The sequence below is a fragment of the Pseudomonas sp. CFBP 8770 genome (assembly GCF_014841705.1).
Taxonomy (GTDB): Bacteria; Pseudomonadota; Gammaproteobacteria; order Pseudomonadales; family Pseudomonadaceae; genus Aquipseudomonas.
In genome coordinates, this window is record NZ_JACYUL010000006.1 from 235339 (window position 1) to 251309 (window position 15971).

The window sequence follows — 15971 nt, forward strand, 5'->3', positions numbered from 1 at the left end:
GGGCTGGCGCTATCGCGGGTGGAACCCGCTCCCACAGGGATCTTTGCTGCAATGGATATCCCTGTGGGAGCGGGCTCTGCCCGCGATGACGGCGTCGCGGTCCGAACCCGATTTCCCTGGCTTGGAATGAGTCATGAGCGAACTACGGCAACAATGTCTTTGGGAACACATCACCGCCAGGCCCCCTCACACGGCGGCTCTGGCCAGTGCGGTAAAGGCGGATGTCTGCGTGATCGGCGGCGGCATCACCGGGTTGTGCGCGGCCATCGAGTTGCTGGAGCAGGGCAAGCGTGTGGTGCTGCTCGATGCCAGTGAGATCGGTACCGGTGGTTCGGGCCGCAACGTCGGGCTGGTCAACGCCGGCACCTGGATTCCACCCGACGAAGTCGAGCAGACCCTGGGCAGTGCGGTGGGCGGTCGCCTCAACAGCGTGCTCGGCGGCGCGCCGGCTGAAGTCTTCGCGCTGATCAAGCGCTATGGCATCGACTGCCAGGCGCACAACGACGGCACCCTGCACATGGCCCACAACGCCAATGGCGTGGCCGACCTGAAATCGCGCTGCGAGCAATGGCAGCGGCGGGGCGCCGACGTCGAACTGCTCACCGGGGGGCAATGCGTCGACTACTGCGGCACTGAAAAGATCGAAGCGGCCTTGCTCGACCGGCGCGCCGGTACCATCAACCCCATGGCCTATACCCGTGGCCTCGGCGCGGCCGTCGAGCGCCTGGGCGGGCAGGTGTTCCAGCACTCGCCGGTGTTGGGCCTGGAACAGCAGGGTGGTGGCTGGCTGGTCAAGACCGCCAAGGGCGAAGTCAACGCCGACAAGGTACTGATCTCTACCGGTGCCTACACCGAAGGGGATTGGTGCAACCTGCGCGGTCAGTTCTTCCGTGGCTACTACTACCAGGTGGCCTCCAAACCTCTGCACTCGGCTGCGGCAGACGCTGTGCTCAAACACGGACAGGGTTCCTGGGACACCCGCCTGGTACTGAGCAGCATTCGCCGTGACGACGATGGCCGTTTGTTGCTCGGCAGCATGGGCCGGGTGGACAACAAGCCGGCCTGGTTCATCCGCCGCTGGGCCGACCGCATCCAGACCCATTACTTTCCCCAGTTGGGCAAGGTCGAATGGGAGATGCACTGGACCGGCTGCATCGACTTCACCCCCGACCACCTCATGCGCCTGTTCGAACCCGCCCCGGGGCTGGTCTCGGTCACCGGCTACAATGGCCGCGGCAATACCACCGGCACCGTCGTGGGCAAGGCCTTGGCGCAGTTTCTGCTGCATGGCCAGGCCGACAAGCTGCCCCTGCCGTTCTGCACGGACAAACCGGTGTCGGCTCCAAGCCTGCGCACCGGCGTCTATGAAACCGGCTTCTCGCTCTACCACGCCGGCCAAGTCCTGCGCGTGGTTTTGTAGCCTCAACCCCTGTGGCAGCGGCGCAAGCCGCGTTGGCCCCGATCGCGTCCCGACAGATACACCGCACCCACCGCCGACGCGGCTCGCGCCGCTGCTACAGGGGTATCGCAATCCCCCGCCGGCGTGGTGAGCCACGGCCACCGCATTCACGACCGACGCGGTGATGCACGAACACGGCATTCACGACCGACGCGGTGATGCACGAACACGGCATTCACGACCGACGCGGTGATGCACGGCCACCGCATTCACGACCGACGCGGTGATGCACGACCACCGCATTCACGACCGACGCGGTGATGCACGGCCACCGCATTCACGACCGACGCGGTGATGCACGAACACGGCATTCACGGCCGACGTGGCGATGCACGGCCACCGCATTCACGACCCACACGGTGATGCACGGCCACCGCATTCACGACCGACGCGGTGATGCACGACCACCGCATCCACGACAGGCGCGGTGATGCACGAACACCGCATCCATGGCCGACACGGTGATGCACGACCACCGCATCCATGGCCGACACGGTGATGCACGACCACCGCATCCACGGCCGACGTGGCGATGCACGGCCACCGCATTCACGACCCACACGGTGATGCACGGCCACCGCATTCACGACCGGCGCGGTGATGCATGGCCACCGCATTCACGACCGACGCGGTGATGTATGAATACCCAATCCCCTGTAGCAGCGGCGCAAGCCGCGTCGGCGGTATCCCCGATTGGCCTGCTGAAACGCAATGACGCTTGTCGCTTCTGCTTCATCGCTCACTGTGCCGACGGCCGATACTGCAACGCCTCCGCCACATGCGCCCGCTCGATGTCTTTCGTCTGCTCCAGATCCGCCAAGGTGCGGGCCACCTTCAACAGCCGGTGCGCCGCTCGCAGCGACAGCGTCAGCCGTTCACAGGCGGTTTCCAGCCAGCGCTCATCTTCGACCGACAACCTGCAATGCTCGCGCAACCCCGGCAGATCGAGAAACGCATTGGCACAACCCTGACGTCGATTCTGCAATTCACGCGCCTCGGCCACCTTGCTGGCAGCACTGGCCGTATTCTCACCCGCCTGTGGCACATGGCTCAGCGCCGTCGCCTCGCGCGCCACTGTCAGATGCAGATCGATCCGGTCGAGCAACGGCCCGGACAGCTTGTTGCGGTACCGCTGGATCTGGTCGCTGCCGCATTGGCATTTGCCACTGGGGTCACCGAGATATCCGCAGGGGCACGGGTTCATCGCCGCCACCAACTGAAACCGCGCCGGAAAACGGATCTTGTCCCGCGCCCGCGCAATCACGATTTCGCCGCTTTCCAAGGGTTCGCGCAAGACCTCCAGTACCTTCCTGTCGAACTCCGGCAGTTCATCGAGAAACAGCACGCCATGGTGCGCCAGGGTGATTTCCCCGGGCTGTGGCCGACTGCCACCGCCCACCAGCGCAGCGCCCGAGGCCGAATGATGGGGATGCCGAAAGGGCCGCTGCGGCCAGTTCTTCAGCGGCACATGGCTGGCCACCGACTGGATGGCCGCCACCTCCAGCGCTTCGCGCTCGTCCAGCGGCGGCAACAGGCCGGGCAGTCGACTGGCGAGCAAGGTCTTGCCGGTGCCCGGTGGGCCGCTGAACAACAGGTTGTGCGCGCCAGCGGCAGCCACCAGCAGTGCACGCTTGGCCGCGACCTGGCCCTGCACTTCGCTCAGGTCCGGATAGGGCTTGCTCAACAGCAGCAGGCCATTGGCATTGAAAGGACTGATCGGGTTGCGCCCATTGAAGTGACTGACCAGCTGCATCAGATTATCCGCGGCAATCACCGTCAGGTTCGAGGCCAGCGCTGCCTCTTCGGCGTTATCCCTGGGCACGATCAACGTTCGCCCTGCATCGCGAGCGGCGAGGGCAGCGGGCAAGACACCCTGCACCGGCCGCACGGCCCCTGACAGCGCCAGCTCGCCCAGGCATTCCACGTTATCCAGGGTAATGGCCGGGATCTGCCCGCTGCCCGCCAGGATGCCCAGCGCAATGGCCAGGTCGAACCGCCCGCCGTCCTTCGGCAGATCCGCCGGCGCCAGATTCAAGGTGATCCGCCGTGCCGGAAACTCCAGCCCCGAATTGAGAATCGCGCTGCGCACGCGGTCCTTGCTTTCCTTGACCGAGGCCTCCGGCAGCCCCACCAGCGTCAGCGCCGGCAGCCCATTGGCCAGATGCGCCTCGACCGTGACCGCAGGCGCACCCACACCCACCTGGGCTCGGCTGTGAACGATAGCGAGAGACATGCGTGCTCCATGCGTTGAAAGAGGAACCGCTTCCTGCGGTGGTGGTGCGAGGGTAGTGGATGGGGAAGGGGACGCCAGTGCGGAAATGATTCACGGTGCTACGGACGGAAGCAGCCGGCGGGTCATGGTTTCCAGAGATTGCTTTTCAGCGACGAACCCGCCACCAAGGCGAGTTTGTGAGATGGGTGACACTTTGTTGCGACCCTACACCACCCCACCCCGATCCCCCATGAACGCTTCCAACCGTGACCGCAACCAGCGCTCCGCCGGATCCGTATCGGTAATGCTCAACCACACCATCGACAAATCCAGCGTTGGCGCATCGAACGGCAGTGGTTCGTCGAACAAGTTGCCGTGGGCGGCCATCGCGGTGGCGGCGTAGTCGGGCAGGCCGGCGAGCATGTCGGTGCCGGCGAGCAGGGCGGGAAGCGAGCTGAATTGGGGCACCGACAGCACCACTTGGCGGGTGCGGCCAATTTCCTGCAGCCACTCGTCCGCAATGCCGCTGGTATGCGCAGTCGGCGACACCAGTACGTGGGGGCGGGCGCAGTATTCGTCCAGGGTCAGCGGGGTGGCCGACTTGTCGGCGCGCAGCACGCGAGGACGCATGCGGCGCAGCAGTTTACGCTTGGCGTTGGCCGGCAGGCCGCGGGTCTGGCTGATACCCACGGTGATGTCGCCGGAAGCGAGCAGGTCGGGAATGCGCCAGTAATCCACGTGCTGCACCACGATCACCACTTTCGGCGCCTCGGTGCGCAAGGCGCGCAGCACCTGCGGCAGCAGGCCGAATTCGACGTCGTCGGACAGGCCGATGCGGAAAGTCATGGTGCTCACGGCCGGTTCGAAGTCGTGGGTCAGGCTCAGCGCTACCGACATTGCATCGAGCGCCGGGGACAGGTGCCGGATGATTTCCTCGGCGCGCGCGGTGGGCTCCATGCGATGGCCGATGCGAATGAACAAGGGGTCGTTGAACAAGGCGCGCAGCCTGTTCAGGGCTGAACTGACCGTGGGCTGACCGAGGAACAGCTTTTCCGCGACGCGGGTGACGTTGCGTTCGAGCATGAGGGCTTCGAACACCACCATCAGGTTGATATCAGCCTTGCGCAGCTCGTTGCGGTTCATCGAAGCACATCCCTGCTGTTCAATGGCAATGCCGAGCGTGGCGTAAATCAGTGCAGCCGATCGGCAATCAAGCTGCGGTCCAGGTTACTGGGCCTTGGGTGCTGCCTTGGCTTCCATCTCGGCGACTTTGGCCTCCAGGCTCTCCAAACGCGCACGGGTACGCGCCAACACAACCATCTGGCTGTCGAATTCCTCACGGCTGACCAGATCGAGCTTGCTGAAGCCCGACTGCAGCAACGCCTTGAACTGACCTTCGAGCTCTGCGCGCGGCTGCGCGGTGTCACCGCTGAACAGGCGCGAGGCATGGTCGCTCAGGGTGTCGAGGAACGCTTTGGGCGGGAGCATGGGAAATTTCCTGAGGCAAAGTGATGCGCAGTGTATCACGCAGCCATGCCCTGAAAAGCCGAGCCGCCGCGCACGGTTTTCGCGCACAGGTGTGCCCAGCGCTGCACCCTTGTTGTGCGCTTGCCCACGCTGCCTGCTCAAACCACTGCACAAAAGCCGCGCAGGGTGGCCAAATCTCGCGGTTTGCACGACATGGCAAGCTTTCTGCTTAGAGCCAAGTGACCCATGCACTGATGGACTCGTTGTGACGAGAACAGTGCGCAGCTTCGCGGGAAGTGTTTCGTCAGCAGTCGCTTATCGGGTGTCGGTCCGGGCTGCGGGGGTCGACGACGCGTTACAAAGCCAGGCACTGCGCTTAGACTTGATCCGGGTTTGTTTTCCTGGGGCAAGTCCACCAATTCGGGAGAGAGTTTCATGAAGCTAGTCACTGCCATCATCAAGCCATTCAAGCTGGACGACGTGCGCGAGTCGTTGTCGGAAATCGGCGTGCAAGGCATCACCGTTACCGAAGTCAAGGGTTTCGGTCGGCAGAAAGGCCATACCGAGCTGTATCGCGGCGCGGAGTACGTGGTCGACTTCCTGCCCAAGGTCAAGATCGACGTCGCCATCGATGACAAGGATCTGGATCGCGTCATCGAAGCCATCACCAAGGCCGCCAACACCGGCAAGATCGGCGACGGCAAGATTTTCGTGGTCAATCTGGAACAGGCGATTCGCATTCGTACCGGCGAAACCGATACCGACGCAATCTAAAAAAAAGCCGACACAACCCAACGCCCCAGGAGTAAACAATATGACTCTGCGTCAATTCGCAGGGCTAGGAGCCCTGTTGTCCCTTGCAATGCCCGGCCTTGCCCTGGCGGACGAGGCGGCAGCCCCCGTTCTCAACTCCGGCGACACCGCCTGGATGTTGACCGCGACCGCACTCGTGCTGTTCATGACCATTCCTGGCCTGGCGTTGTTCTACGGCGGCATGGTGCGCTCCAAGAACGTGCTCTCGGTGATGATGCAGTGTTTCGCCATTACTGGCCTGATCAGCATCCTGTGGATGGTCTACGGCTATAGCCTGGCCTTCGACACCACTGGCATGGAGCAGGGCGTCGTCAACTTCAATTCGTTCGTCGGCGGGCTGTCCAAGGCTTTCCTCAGCGGCGTGACACCAAGCAGCATCACTGGCCCGGCGGCACTGTTCCCTGAAGCAGTGTTCATCACCTTCCAGATGACCTTCGCCATCATCACGCCGGCGCTGATCGTCGGTGCTTTCGCCGAGCGCATGAAGTTCTCCGCGATGCTGATCTTCATGGCCATCTGGTTCACCCTGGTCTATGCACCCATCGCGCACATGGTCTGGTCCGGCAACGGCGGCCTGATGTGGGACTGGGGCGTGCTGGACTTCGCCGGCGGCACCGTGGTGCACATCAACGCCGGTGTTGCCGGTCTGGTAGCGTGCATCGTGCTGGGCAAGCGCAAGGGCTACCCAACCACCCCGATGGCACCGCACAACCTGGGCTACACCCTGATCGGCGCGGCCATGCTGTGGATCGGCTGGTTCGGCTTCAACGCCGGTTCCGCTGCGGCGGCCAACGGCACCGCTGGCATGGCAATGCTGGTCACCCAGATTGCCACCGCTGCTGCGGCGTTGGGCTGGATGTTCGCCGAGTGGCTGACCCACGGTAAGCCCAGCGCACTGGGTATTGCTTCGGGCGTGGTTGCTGGCCTGGTGGCCATCACCCCGGCGGCCGGTACTGTCGGTCCGATGGGCGCACTGGCAATCGGCCTGGTGGCCGGTGTCATCTGCTTCCTCTGCGCCACTACGCTCAAGCGCAAGATGGGCTACGACGACTCACTGGACGCCTTTGGCGTACACGGCGTCGGCGGCATCGTCGGCGCGATTCTGACCGGCGTGTTCGCAGCGCCCGCCCTGGGTGGTTTCGGCACCGTCGAAGACATCGGCGCGCAGGTCTGGATCCAGCTCAAGGGCGTCGGCTTCACCGTGGTCTATACCGGTATCGTGACCTACGTCATCCTCAAGGTACTGGATGCGGTGATGGGTCTGCGAGTCAACGAGGAAGAAGAGGCCGTTGGCCTTGACCTCGCGCAACACAACGAGCGCGGCTACAACTTGTAACCGTTCGGAAAAAAATGCCCGGCTTGCCGGGCATTTTTTTGCCTGCGATTTGTCATCTGCTTCAGGTCCTGCGGGTTTGCCGCCGGGACCGCCTGTTACCGTGGCGATCGCGCGCGGTGGCTCAGTGCAAAACAGTCGCGAACAGGCTCTTTGCTTTTTCCCAGAGCGCGCTAGAATGCGCCCCGAACGGACGAGAACGGTATGTGGCAGCAGACCCTCATCACCTTGCGAGCCAAGCCCCGCGGGTTTCACCTGGTGACTGACGAGTTGCTCGCACAACTGCCGCGCCTGCGCGAATGCCGCACGGGCCTGCTGCACTTGTGGTTGCAACACACCTCGGCGTCGTTGACCGTCAACGAAAACGCCGATCCGGCCGTTCGCAGGGACTTCGAGCGTTTCTTCAACCGCCTCGTGCCACAAGGCGCAGACGGCTTCGAACACAACGACGAAGGGCCCGACGACCTGCCAGCGCACTTCAAGGCCAGCCTGCTGGGCTGCCAGGTGACCGTTCCGGTGACCTCGGGAAGGCTGGCGACAGGTACCTGGCAAGGTATTTATTTGGGCGAGCATCGCGATCATGGCGGCGCGCGTCGGGTCCTTGCCACGCTGTATGGCGAGGACGCTTGACCGCTGGTTACCAGTGGATATGAATTTTTTCCGGCAACCGTCGACATAAGGTAAAGCTGGGCTATAAATAATCTGCTTTCGCAAGTCATGAGGTAGAACATGAGCGACGATGATCTGGAAAACGACGACCTCGAAGTAGGCGAAGAAGACGAGGCCGAGGAAACCCTCGAGGCGGCTGCCGAAGACGTTGCGGAGGACGACGGTAGCGACGCACCTGCGCCCGCTGCCAAGGGCAAGGCCAAGGCGGCGGTGTCGGTGGATGAACTGCCGAGTATCGAAGCCAAGAACAAAGAGCGCGATGCGCTGGCTCGGGCGATGGAAGAGTTCCTGTCGCGTGGCGGCAAGGTGCAGGAAGTCGAGCCCAATGTGGTGGCCGATCCACCCAAGAAGCCGGACAACAAGTACGGTAGCCGCCCTATCTGACGGCTCGCCGTGCTCGCAGCAACATCGAAAAAGCCCGCGGTCGCTGCGGGCTTTTTTGTGGGCGCGGGGTAGGCAGTGATGGCGCGGGTCGGGGCTACGCCCGGCAAGAGCATGAGGGTGCTGCAACAGAGGTGCGGTGACTAGCCCAGCTGGTGCAGCAACGCAGGCAGTTCGGCCAGGCTGGCGACCTCGGCGTCGGGTCTGCCATCGGCGGCCCATGGCTTGCCCTGCGGGTTGTACCAGATGGCCTTCATGCCCGCCTTCTGCGCACCGGCGATGTCATCGCCCGGGTGATCACCGATGTGTACCGATTCGTGTGCGCCCGCAGCGCCCAGGCGCATGGCTTCCAGAAAGGGTCGCGAATCCGGTTTGCCCACACCCAGGTCTTCGGCACACAGCGCGAACGTGAAGAAATCGGCGATGCCCAGCCGACGCACGTCAGCGTTGCCGTTGGTAACCACGCCCAAGGTATAACGCTTGCAAAGGATCTCCAGGGCTGGCTGGGCCTCGGGAAAGATGTCCACTTGATGCCGAGCGTGCAGGAATACTTCGAAGGCCTTGTCGGCCAGCGAGGCCGCTTCATCCTCGGCATAGCCAGCTTCCTGCATGGCGTGCAGCAGCACACGACGGCGCAGCGCGCTGATGCGATGCTTGAGCGAAGGGTCGGCGTCGACCAGGCGCTGGCGGATCTGGAACAGGTGCTCCACCGGCACCGGGCCCAGTTTCGGCGCCTGGTCGGCCAGCCAGTCGCGCAGGATGGCTTCGGCGCTGACAATGACCGGGGCGGTGTCCCACAGGGTGTCGTCGAGGTCGAAGGTGATCAGCTTGATGCTCATGAGTCGCCGCCTTTGCGTTTGGCCCGTGGGTGGGCACTGTCGTAGACACTGGCCAGGTGCTGGAAGTCCAGGTGGGTATAGATCTGCGTGGTGGCGATGTCGGCGTGGCCAAGCATCTCCTGCACGGCGCGCAGGTCGTGGGACGACTCGAGCAGGTGGCTGGCAAACGAATGACGCAGCATGTGCGGATGCAGGTTCTGCCCCAGCTCGCGCTCGCCTGCGGCCTTGACTCGTACCTGGATGGCGCGCGGCCCGAGCCTGCGGCCCTGCTGGCTGACGAACACGGCATCGTCGATGGGGTTGCTCATCGAGCGCAGGGCCAGCCACTGCTCCAGCGCTGCGCGGGCCTTGCGCCCCACGGGCAGCACGCGGGTCTTGCTGCCTTTGCCATGCACCTGCACCAGGCCGTCGGCAAGGTCGAGTTGCCCGAGGTCGAGGCTGGTCAGTTCTGAAAGGCGCAGGCCTGAGGAATAGAACAGCTCGAGAATGGCCTGGTCGCGATGGGCCAGGAAGTCGTCCTCCACCGCACCCTCGAGCAGCTGCAGGGCGCGATCGGTGTCCAGCGTTTTGGGCAGGCGACGTTCGCCCTTGGGCGGCGCCAGGCCATTGGCCGGGTCGTGGCTGCAGAGGCCTTCGCGATTGAGGTAGCGATACAGGCCACGGACTGCCGAAAGCAGGCGCGCCAGGCTGCGCGACGACTGCCCCTGCTGATGCTGGCGAGCGATCAGGCGTCGCAGCAGCTGGATGTCCAGTGCCTGCCAGGTCGCCAGGCCTTCCTTCTCGCAGAACTCGACGACCTTGATCAGGTCGCGCCGGTAGGCATCCAGGGTATGCACCGACACCTGGCGCTCACTGCGCAGGTGCGTGCAGTAGGCATCCAGTTGTTCGCGCACCTCAACGTACCGAGCGCAGGGCGCCGGTGTAGCGTGGCAATACCCGGCTGAGCACCTCGCCGATATGGCTGAGGAACAGCGTGCCCACCGAACTCTTGTAGTGCGCAGGGTCGCGGCTGCCGATGGCCAGTACGCCGTGCAGGCCTTGATGCATCAATGGCACCAGCGCAGTCGAGCCAACCTGCGAGGCCTGGTCGCTGCCGAACAGAAACGCCAGCTCGTGTTCGCGCAGGGCACCACTGAGCGACTTGCCTTCGGACAGCAGGCCACCGATGGCCTGCTGGGCCTCACCACTGGTCACGCTGCGGCCTACCGGGGCGGGAATGTCGTTGAACAGGATGAGGCTGACGAAGGGCACCTGGAAGTCTTCGCGCAGGCTGTCTTCGACGCTGATCACCAGCTCGTCCAGGGACGTCGCATCGAGCATGGCCAGAATCAGGCGGCGGGTCTTCTCGAACAGGCGGTCATTGTCGCGCGCAACCTCCATCAGGTGCGAAAGGCGCTGGCGCATCTCGCCATTGCGATCACGCAGCAGGGTCATCTGCCGCTCGACCAGCGACACCGTGTCGCCGCGTTGGTGAGGCAGGCGCAGTTGCGTGAGCAGTTCTTCATGCTGCTCGAAGAACGCCGGGTTGGCGGCGAGAAACTCGGCCACGGCCGAAGCCTCCAGGAGCTCCGCAGGCGCGGGTACTTGAGGCTGATCGGTCATTGGCTGTACTCGCTCATAAACGCACTTGTCCTTCGAAGACCCGCGTTGCGGGACCGGTCATGATCACCGAATGGCCTGGCCCGGCCCATTCGATGGACAGGCGGCCGCCCGGCAGATCGAGCAGCAGCGGCGAGTCCATCCAGCCCTGGCTTATGGCCGCGACCGCAGCGGCGCAGGCGCCGGTGCCACAAGCCTGGGTTTCACCAGCGCCACGCTCCCAGACGCGCAACTGCGCGCGGGTGCGGTCCACCACATGCAGGAAGCCCACGTTCACCCGCGCCGGAAAGCGCGGATGGTGTTCGATCTTCGGCCCCAGCGCGTGCACCGGTGCATTGTTGATGTCGTCGACACGCAGCACTGCATGGGGGTTGCCCATGGACAGGGCGGCGATCTCGACGCTCTGGCCATCGACGCTCAGCGCGTAGCTGCGCGCCTGGGCGTCGGCCTGGAACGGGATCTCGGCCGGCACCAGGCGCGGCGGGCCCATGTCGACACTGATCTGGCCATCGCTGCGCACGTCCAGGGTGATGATGCCGCCCTTGGTTTCCACGCGAATGGTTTTCTTGGCCGTCAGGCGCTTGTCCAGCACGAAGCGGGCGAAGCAGCGCGCGCCGTTGCCGCACTGCTCGACTTCAGACCCGTCGGCATTGAAAATGCGATAGCGGAAGTCGACGTCAGGATTGCTCGGCGCCTCGACCAGCAGCAGTTGATCGAAGCCGATACCGGTGTGGCGATCGCCCCATTGCTTGGCATGCTTGGGCAGGATATGGGCATGTTGGCTGACCAGGTCCAGCACCATGAAGTCGTTGCCCAGGCCATGCATCTTGGTAAAACGCAGTAGCATGGGATTACTCCGGCAACAGGCTTTCGCCGGCGAAAAGCTCGGCCACGGTCTCGCGGCGGCGTACTTCGAATGCCTGGTCACCATCGACCAGTACTTCGGCACAGCGGCCGCGCGTGTTGTAGTTCGAGCTCATGACGAAGCCGTAGGCGCCGGCCGAATGCACGGCCAGCAAGTCGCCTTCGGCCAGCACCAGTTCACGCTCCTTGGCGAGGAAATCACCGGTTTCGCAGATCGGCCCGACGATGTCGTAGGCACGCGCCTGACCTTCGCGCGGCGTGACCGGGCTGACATTCATCCATGCCTGGTACAGGGCCGGGCGAATCAGGTCGTTCATCGCCGCATCGACGATGGCGAAATCCTTGTGCTCGGTATGCTTGAGGTATTCCACCTGAGTCAGCAAGACCCCGGCATTGGCCACGATGAAACGCCCTGGTTCGAACACCAGGGTCAGCTCGCGACCGTCCAGGCGCTCGCGCACGGCCTGGATGTAATCGGCGGCCAGCGGCGGCTGCTCGTCGCTGTAGCGCACGCCCAGGCCACCGCCCAGGTCGATGTGGCGCAGGTAGATGCCGCAGTCGCCCAGGCGATCGACCAGGTCGAGCAAGCGATCCAGGGCATCGAGGAACGGTGCCAGGGTGGTCAACTGCGAGCCGATGTGGCAATCCACGCCGATCACGTCGAGGTTGGGCAACTGCGCGGCACGCACATAGACGTCTTCGGCAGCAGCGATGTCGATGCCGAACTTGTTCTCTTTCAAGCCCGTGGAAATGTACGGGTGGGTGCCCGCGTCGACGTCCGGGTTGACCCGTAGCGACACCGGTGCCCGCACGCCGAGTTCGGCGGCGACTTCCTGCAGGCGTTCCAGCTCGTCGGTGGATTCGACGTTGAAGCAGTGCACGCCGACTTCGAGGGCGCGGCGCATGTCGGCGCGGGTCTTGCCGACGCCGGAAAACACCACGCGTTCGGCGCGCCCGCCCGCGGCCAGTACGCGCTCCAGTTCGCCGCCCGAGACGATGTCGAAACCGGCGCCCAAACGCGCCAGGACATTGAGCACGGCCAGGTTGGAGTTGGCCTTCACGGCAAAGCAGACCAGCGACGGGGTGCCCTGCAAGGCATCCGCGTAGGCGTTGTACTGCGCCTCGATGTGGGCGCGCGAGTAGACGTACGTCGGCGTGCCGAAGCGCTGGGCCACGGCCGACAGGGCTACGCCTTCGGCAAACAGTTCACCGTCGCGGCGTTGAAAAGCGTCCATGGTGTTCCCTTAGTAGTGCTTGTGCGGTTGCGACGACTTGGCTTGGTCCTCGGGAGATTTGCTGTCATCGGGCAGGTACAGCGGGCCCTTTTGACCACAGGCGGACACCAGGCAGGCAACGGCGACGAGCGCGGCCAGGGAAGAGATCAGGCGCTTCATGGCGAAATCCTTTGTATAAGCAGTAATTGCGCCCGAGTATACCCAGCGCCCGGCATGGTGGCTATGCAGGTGGGCCGCCAGCGTTGCCACCGATCCAGACGGGTGCATTATGCTTTGCATAAACCGCTGGCTGCTCGTATCTTGCCGCCCCTAGCGCGAACAGACACTTTCCGAGGTTCCTGCAATGAGTTTGACCGAAGCCCGTTTCCACGACCTGGTCGATGCCACCCAAAAGGCGGTGGAGGATTTGCTCGAAGACCATGCCGAGGACATCGACATTTCCGCCGGCATGATGACCATCAAGTTCGACAACGGCAGCCAGCTGATCATCAGCCGCCAGGAGCCGCTGCGCCAGCTGTGGCTGGCCGCGCGCTCCGGTGGCTATCACTTCGACTACGACGAAGAGTTGGGCAAGTGGAGCTGCGAGAAATCCGAGGAGCTGCTGGGCGAGGTACTGGCCCGGGCGACCGAGGAACAGGCCGGCGTCGAGCTGGACTTCGAAGAGATCTGATGATGGTGAACCCGCCTGCACGCGCGCCCAAGCCTCTCTACAGCAACGTCAGTCCGTCGGTAAAGTCACCTTGCGTGAGCCTGTGCCGGCTGGACGAAGAGCGCGTTTGCCAGGGGTGTTTTCGCCATGTCGAAGATATCCGCGCCTGGCGCTCGGCCGATGACGATACGCGGCGCCAGATCATCGCTACGGCCGAGCTGCGTCGGTTGCAGGCGCTGTCGGCGCCTGCGGACGACTGACAAGACCTGCTTTCACCAAGCCCATCGATACTCAGGCAGGCTCGGCCACCGTCAGGATGGTGAGCAATGACTGCGCGTGCCCGGCGGCCTCGTGGCCCAGGCTGGTCAGGTAGCCGCCATCGGGCTTGGTGATCAATTCCTTTTCATGCAGGCGAGTGGCGGCGGCAATGGCCGCAGGTGATGCAGTGTGGTGGATTTTCAGACCTTCCATGGTGTTGCCGAGGTTGAACAGGGCAAGGATTTCCAGCTCGGCAACCAGTTCCGGGGTGTAGGACGACATAGGCGCTCCCGACTTTTCTTATGGAATGAACGACAGCGCCGAGTGGCGCTGAACGCTGTACCCCGACACTGTGGCAGCGGGGTTTTTCCAGTGTAGTCAGCTGCGGGCGAACGCGCCTGCGCGGTGTCAGACTTTTTCCGGTGGCAGCTCGGGCAGAGCGCGCAGGGCGGCTTCGTACCAGGCGGTGTCGAAAGCGCGATCCTGTTCCAGAATGGCATCGATCTCGATCGCCAGTACATGAGCCATCATGTTGAGGATGTCCTCGCGCTCGTAGCCCACCAGCGTCAGCTTGTTGAACGTGGCCTTGGCTGCGGGCGGGTTGTCGCTTTCGATCTGATTCTCGATGGCCTGGGTGAGGGTGGCTTCGGCAAATGCTTCGTCTTCGTCTGGCAGGTTGTCGCTCATGGGATGTTCTCGATCAAGGTCAATGTCGGGTGCTGTGGGGAGTCCTTCGCGGGCAGAGGGCTCTGCCCGCGAAGAGGCCGGACCTGCCAGGCGCCTAGCGAGCCGCCAGCAAATCGCGGCCGCGAGCGACTGCTGCACGTACCTGAGCCGGTGCCGTGCCGCCGATGTGGTCGCGGGCATTGACCGAGCCTTCCAGGGTCAACACTTCGAACACGTCCGCTTCGATCTGGTCGCTGAATCGGCGCAGCTCTTCCAGGCTCATTTCCGCCAGGTCCTTGCCGGTGTCAACGCCATGCTTGACCGCATGCCCGACGATCTCGTGGCAATCGCGGAACGGCAGGCCACGGCGCACCAGGTAATCGGCCAGATCGGTAGCGGTGGAGAAACCGCGCAACGCGGCTTCGCGCATGATGGCGTGCTTGGGCTTGATGGCCGGGATCATGTCGGCAAAGGCCCGCAGTGAGTCGCGCAGCGTGTCGGCGGCGTCGAACAGCGGTTCCTTGTCTTCCTGGTTGTCCTTGTTGTAGGCCAGCGGCTGGCCCTTCATCAGGGTCAGCAGGCCCATCAGTGCACCGAACACCCGGCCGCTCTTGCCGCGCACCAGCTCTGGTACGTCGGGGTTCTTCTTCTGCGGCATGATCGAGCTGCCGGTACAGAAGCGGTCGGGCAGGTCGATGAACTGGAATTGCGCGCTGGTCCACAGCACCAGCTCCTCGGAGAAGCGCGACAGGTGCATCATCGCGATGCTGGCCGCAGCGCAGAATTCGATGGCGAAGTCGCGGTCCGAAACGCCATCCAGCGAGTTGCCGCCGACGGCTTCGAAACCCAGCAGCCGGCAGGTCAGCTCGCGGTCGATGGGGTAGGTGGTGCCGGCCAGCGCGGCGCTGCCCAGCGGCATGCGGTTGGTGCGCTTGCGGCAATCGACCAGGCGTTCATGGTCGCGGCTGAGCATTTCGAACCACGCCAGCAGGTGATGCCCGAAGGTTACCGGCTGCGCGGTCTGCAGGTGGGTGAAGCCCGGCATGATGGTGTCGGCCTCGCGCTCGGCCTGCTCCAGCAAGCCCTGCTGCAGGCGGGTGATTTCGCTGAGGATGAGGTCGATCTCGTCACGCAGCCACAGGCGAATGTCGGTGGCCACCTGGTCGTTGCGGCTGCGCCCGGTGTGCAGCTTCTTGCCGGTGACACCGATGCGATCGGTCAGGCGCGCTTCGATGTTCATGTGCACGTCTTCCAGATCCGTGCGCCAGTCGAACTGGCCCGCCTGGATTTCCTGCTCGATGGTGCGCAGGCCGTCGATGATGGTGTCGCGCTCCGCATCGGTCAGCACACCGACCTTGGCCAGCATGGTGGCGTGGGCGATCGAGCCCATGATGTCATGGCGGTACAGGCGCTGGTCGAAGTCGACCGACGCGGTGAAGCGGGCGACGAAGGCGTCGACGGGTTCACTGAAGCGGCCGCCCCAGGACTGGTTGGTCTTGTCAGTGCTCATGAATTGGCTCGTGCAAG

19 protein-coding genes are annotated in these 15971 nt (G+C 63.9%); 7 read left to right on the forward strand and 12 right to left on the reverse strand.

Features of this window, described 5'->3' with window-relative positions:
* Positions 1-133: 133 nt before the first annotated feature.
* Positions 134-1420, forward strand: a complete 1287-nt coding sequence (gene amaA, locus IFT98_RS15330) for an L-pipecolate oxidase (protein WP_192050139.1) — start codon at positions 134-136, stop codon at positions 1418-1420.
* A 778-nt stretch (positions 1421-2198) separates the two neighbouring features.
* Here amaA and IFT98_RS15335 read toward each other — a convergent pair.
* From IFT98_RS15335 to IFT98_RS15345, 3 genes are all read right to left on the reverse strand, one after another.
* Positions 2199-3692, reverse strand: coding sequence for a YifB family Mg chelatase-like AAA ATPase (locus tag IFT98_RS15335; RefSeq protein WP_192050138.1), 1494 nt, complete (start codon positions 3690-3692; stop codon positions 2199-2201).
* A 204-nt stretch (positions 3693-3896) separates the two neighbouring features.
* Complete coding sequence (locus IFT98_RS15340; protein ID WP_122716017.1) at positions 3897-4814, reverse strand: LysR family transcriptional regulator; 918 nt, start codon at positions 4812-4814, stop codon at positions 3897-3899.
* A gap of 84 nt (positions 4815-4898) precedes the next feature.
* Positions 4899-5159 carry an accessory factor UbiK family protein gene (locus tag IFT98_RS15345; protein WP_192050137.1) on the reverse strand — a complete coding sequence of 87 codons (261 nt, stop codon included), beginning with the start codon at positions 5157-5159 and terminating at the stop codon, positions 4899-4901.
* Between the two features lie 414 nt (positions 5160-5573).
* Here IFT98_RS15345 and glnK point away from each other — a divergent pair, with 414 nt between their 5' ends.
* The 4 genes from glnK to sutA all read left to right on the forward strand — a co-directional run bounded on the left by glnK (position 5574) and on the right by sutA (position 8337).
* Positions 5574-5912, forward strand: a complete 339-nt coding sequence (glnK, locus tag IFT98_RS15350; RefSeq protein WP_002555808.1) for a P-II family nitrogen regulator — start codon at positions 5574-5576, stop codon at positions 5910-5912.
* A 40-nt stretch (positions 5913-5952) separates the two neighbouring features.
* Complete coding sequence (locus IFT98_RS15355) at positions 5953-7287, forward strand: ammonium transporter (RefSeq protein WP_192050136.1); 1335 nt, start codon at positions 5953-5955, stop codon at positions 7285-7287.
* A gap of 201 nt (positions 7288-7488) precedes the next feature.
* The gene (locus IFT98_RS15360; RefSeq protein WP_192050134.1) at positions 7489-7914 is read left to right on the forward strand and encodes a secondary thiamine-phosphate synthase enzyme YjbQ; all 426 of its coding nucleotides are present in this window, start codon (positions 7489-7491) and stop codon (positions 7912-7914) included.
* Between the two features lie 99 nt (positions 7915-8013).
* Complete coding sequence (gene sutA, locus IFT98_RS15365; RefSeq protein WP_122716014.1) at positions 8014-8337, forward strand: transcriptional regulator SutA; 324 nt, start codon at positions 8014-8016, stop codon at positions 8335-8337.
* A 140-nt stretch (positions 8338-8477) separates the two neighbouring features.
* Here the strand turns inward: sutA and IFT98_RS15370 are convergent, their stop codons facing one another.
* From IFT98_RS15370 to lptM, 6 genes are read right to left on the reverse strand one after another with little or no spacing between them, the layout of a single operon-like run.
* A complete protein-coding gene (locus IFT98_RS15370; RefSeq protein WP_192050132.1) occupies positions 8478-9173 on the reverse strand; it encodes an HAD family hydrolase in 696 nt (231 codons plus the stop codon).
* The gene (xerC, locus tag IFT98_RS15375) at positions 9170-10066 is read right to left on the reverse strand and encodes a tyrosine recombinase XerC (protein ID WP_192050130.1); all 897 of its coding nucleotides are present in this window, start codon (positions 10064-10066) and stop codon (positions 9170-9172) included. The genes IFT98_RS15370 and xerC overlap by 4 nt, the downstream gene beginning before the upstream one ends.
* A gap of 1 nt (position 10067) precedes the next feature.
* Positions 10068-10775, reverse strand: coding sequence for a DUF484 family protein (locus tag IFT98_RS15380; protein WP_192050128.1), 708 nt, complete (start codon positions 10773-10775; stop codon positions 10068-10070).
* A gap of 13 nt (positions 10776-10788) precedes the next feature.
* The gene (gene dapF, locus IFT98_RS15385) at positions 10789-11619 is read right to left on the reverse strand and encodes a diaminopimelate epimerase (RefSeq protein WP_122716010.1); all 831 of its coding nucleotides are present in this window, start codon (positions 11617-11619) and stop codon (positions 10789-10791) included.
* 4 nt (positions 11620-11623) lie between these two features.
* A complete protein-coding gene (gene lysA, locus IFT98_RS15390) occupies positions 11624-12871 on the reverse strand; it encodes a diaminopimelate decarboxylase (RefSeq protein ID WP_192050126.1) in 1248 nt (415 codons plus the stop codon).
* Between the two features lie 9 nt (positions 12872-12880).
* Entirely contained in the window at positions 12881-13030 is a 150-nt protein-coding gene (gene lptM, locus IFT98_RS15395; RefSeq protein ID WP_043192229.1) for an LPS translocon maturation chaperone LptM, read from the reverse strand.
* A 184-nt stretch (positions 13031-13214) separates the two neighbouring features.
* On the opposite strand from lptM, the gene cyaY reads away from it, so the two are divergent.
* Entirely contained in the window at positions 13215-13541 is a 327-nt protein-coding gene (cyaY, locus tag IFT98_RS15400) for an iron donor protein CyaY (RefSeq protein WP_192050124.1), read from the forward strand.
* A 2-nt stretch (positions 13542-13543) separates the two neighbouring features.
* Positions 13544-13780, forward strand: coding sequence for a DUF1289 domain-containing protein (locus tag IFT98_RS15405; protein WP_446730842.1), 237 nt, complete (start codon positions 13544-13546; stop codon positions 13778-13780).
* A gap of 31 nt (positions 13781-13811) precedes the next feature.
* Here IFT98_RS15405 and IFT98_RS15410 read toward each other — a convergent pair whose 3' ends face one another.
* The 3 genes from IFT98_RS15410 to argH all read right to left on the reverse strand — a co-directional run bounded on the left by IFT98_RS15410 (position 13812) and on the right by argH (position 15954).
* On the reverse strand, positions 13812-14060 hold the full coding sequence (locus tag IFT98_RS15410) for a TIGR02647 family protein (RefSeq protein WP_122479924.1): 249 nt from the start codon (positions 14058-14060) through the stop codon (positions 13812-13814).
* A 126-nt stretch (positions 14061-14186) separates the two neighbouring features.
* Positions 14187-14465: a hypothetical protein gene (locus tag IFT98_RS15415; protein WP_192050120.1), complete on the reverse strand. Its 279-nt coding sequence runs from the start codon at positions 14463-14465 to the stop codon at positions 14187-14189.
* A 94-nt stretch (positions 14466-14559) separates the two neighbouring features.
* Positions 14560-15954 (reverse strand): argininosuccinate lyase, encoded by a 1395-nt coding sequence (gene argH, locus IFT98_RS15420; protein ID WP_192050118.1) that lies wholly within the window; start codon positions 15952-15954, stop codon positions 14560-14562.
* Between the last annotated feature and the right edge of the window lie 17 nt (positions 15955-15971).

Excerpts from the sequence above, each read along its gene's own strand:
- IFT98_RS15410 (WP_122479924.1), bottom strand. The coding sequence starts at position 14,060 with ATGTCGTCCTACACCCCGGAACTGGTTGCCGAGCTGGAAATCCTTGCC.
- glnK (WP_002555808.1), top strand. The coding sequence starts at position 5,574 with ATGAAGCTAGTCACTGCCATCATCAAGCCATTCAAGCTGGACGACGTG.
- amaA (WP_192050139.1), top strand. The coding sequence starts at position 134 with ATGAGCGAACTACGGCAACAATGTCTTTGGGAACACATCACCGCCAGG.
- IFT98_RS15405 (WP_446730842.1), top strand. The coding sequence starts at position 13,544 with ATGGTGAACCCGCCTGCACGCGCGCCCAAGCCTCTCTACAGCAACGTC.
- IFT98_RS15345 (WP_192050137.1), bottom strand. The coding sequence starts at position 5,159 with ATGCTCCCGCCCAAAGCGTTCCTCGACACCCTGAGCGACCATGCCTCG.
- IFT98_RS15340 (WP_122716017.1), bottom strand. The coding sequence starts at position 4,814 with ATGAACCGCAACGAGCTGCGCAAGGCTGATATCAACCTGATGGTGGTG.
- sutA (WP_122716014.1), top strand. The coding sequence starts at position 8,014 with ATGAGCGACGATGATCTGGAAAACGACGACCTCGAAGTAGGCGAAGAA.
- IFT98_RS15415 (WP_192050120.1), bottom strand. The coding sequence starts at position 14,465 with ATGAGCGACAACCTGCCAGACGAAGACGAAGCATTTGCCGAAGCCACC.
- IFT98_RS15380 (WP_192050128.1), bottom strand. The coding sequence starts at position 10,775 with ATGACCGATCAGCCTCAAGTACCCGCGCCTGCGGAGCTCCTGGAGGCT.
- IFT98_RS15355 (WP_192050136.1), top strand. The coding sequence starts at position 5,953 with ATGACTCTGCGTCAATTCGCAGGGCTAGGAGCCCTGTTGTCCCTTGCA.
- argH (WP_192050118.1), bottom strand. The coding sequence starts at position 15,954 with ATGAGCACTGACAAGACCAACCAGTCCTGGGGCGGCCGCTTCAGTGAA.
- IFT98_RS15335 (WP_192050138.1), bottom strand. The coding sequence starts at position 3,692 with ATGTCTCTCGCTATCGTTCACAGCCGAGCCCAGGTGGGTGTGGGTGCG.
- dapF (WP_122716010.1), bottom strand. The coding sequence starts at position 11,619 with ATGCTACTGCGTTTTACCAAGATGCATGGCCTGGGCAACGACTTCATG.
- lysA (WP_192050126.1), bottom strand. The coding sequence starts at position 12,871 with ATGGACGCTTTTCAACGCCGCGACGGTGAACTGTTTGCCGAAGGCGTA.
- IFT98_RS15360 (WP_192050134.1), top strand. The coding sequence starts at position 7,489 with ATGTGGCAGCAGACCCTCATCACCTTGCGAGCCAAGCCCCGCGGGTTT.
- lptM (WP_043192229.1), bottom strand. The coding sequence starts at position 13,030 with ATGAAGCGCCTGATCTCTTCCCTGGCCGCGCTCGTCGCCGTTGCCTGC.
- cyaY (WP_192050124.1), top strand. The coding sequence starts at position 13,215 with ATGAGTTTGACCGAAGCCCGTTTCCACGACCTGGTCGATGCCACCCAA.
- IFT98_RS15370 (WP_192050132.1), bottom strand. The coding sequence starts at position 9,173 with ATGAGCATCAAGCTGATCACCTTCGACCTCGACGACACCCTGTGGGAC.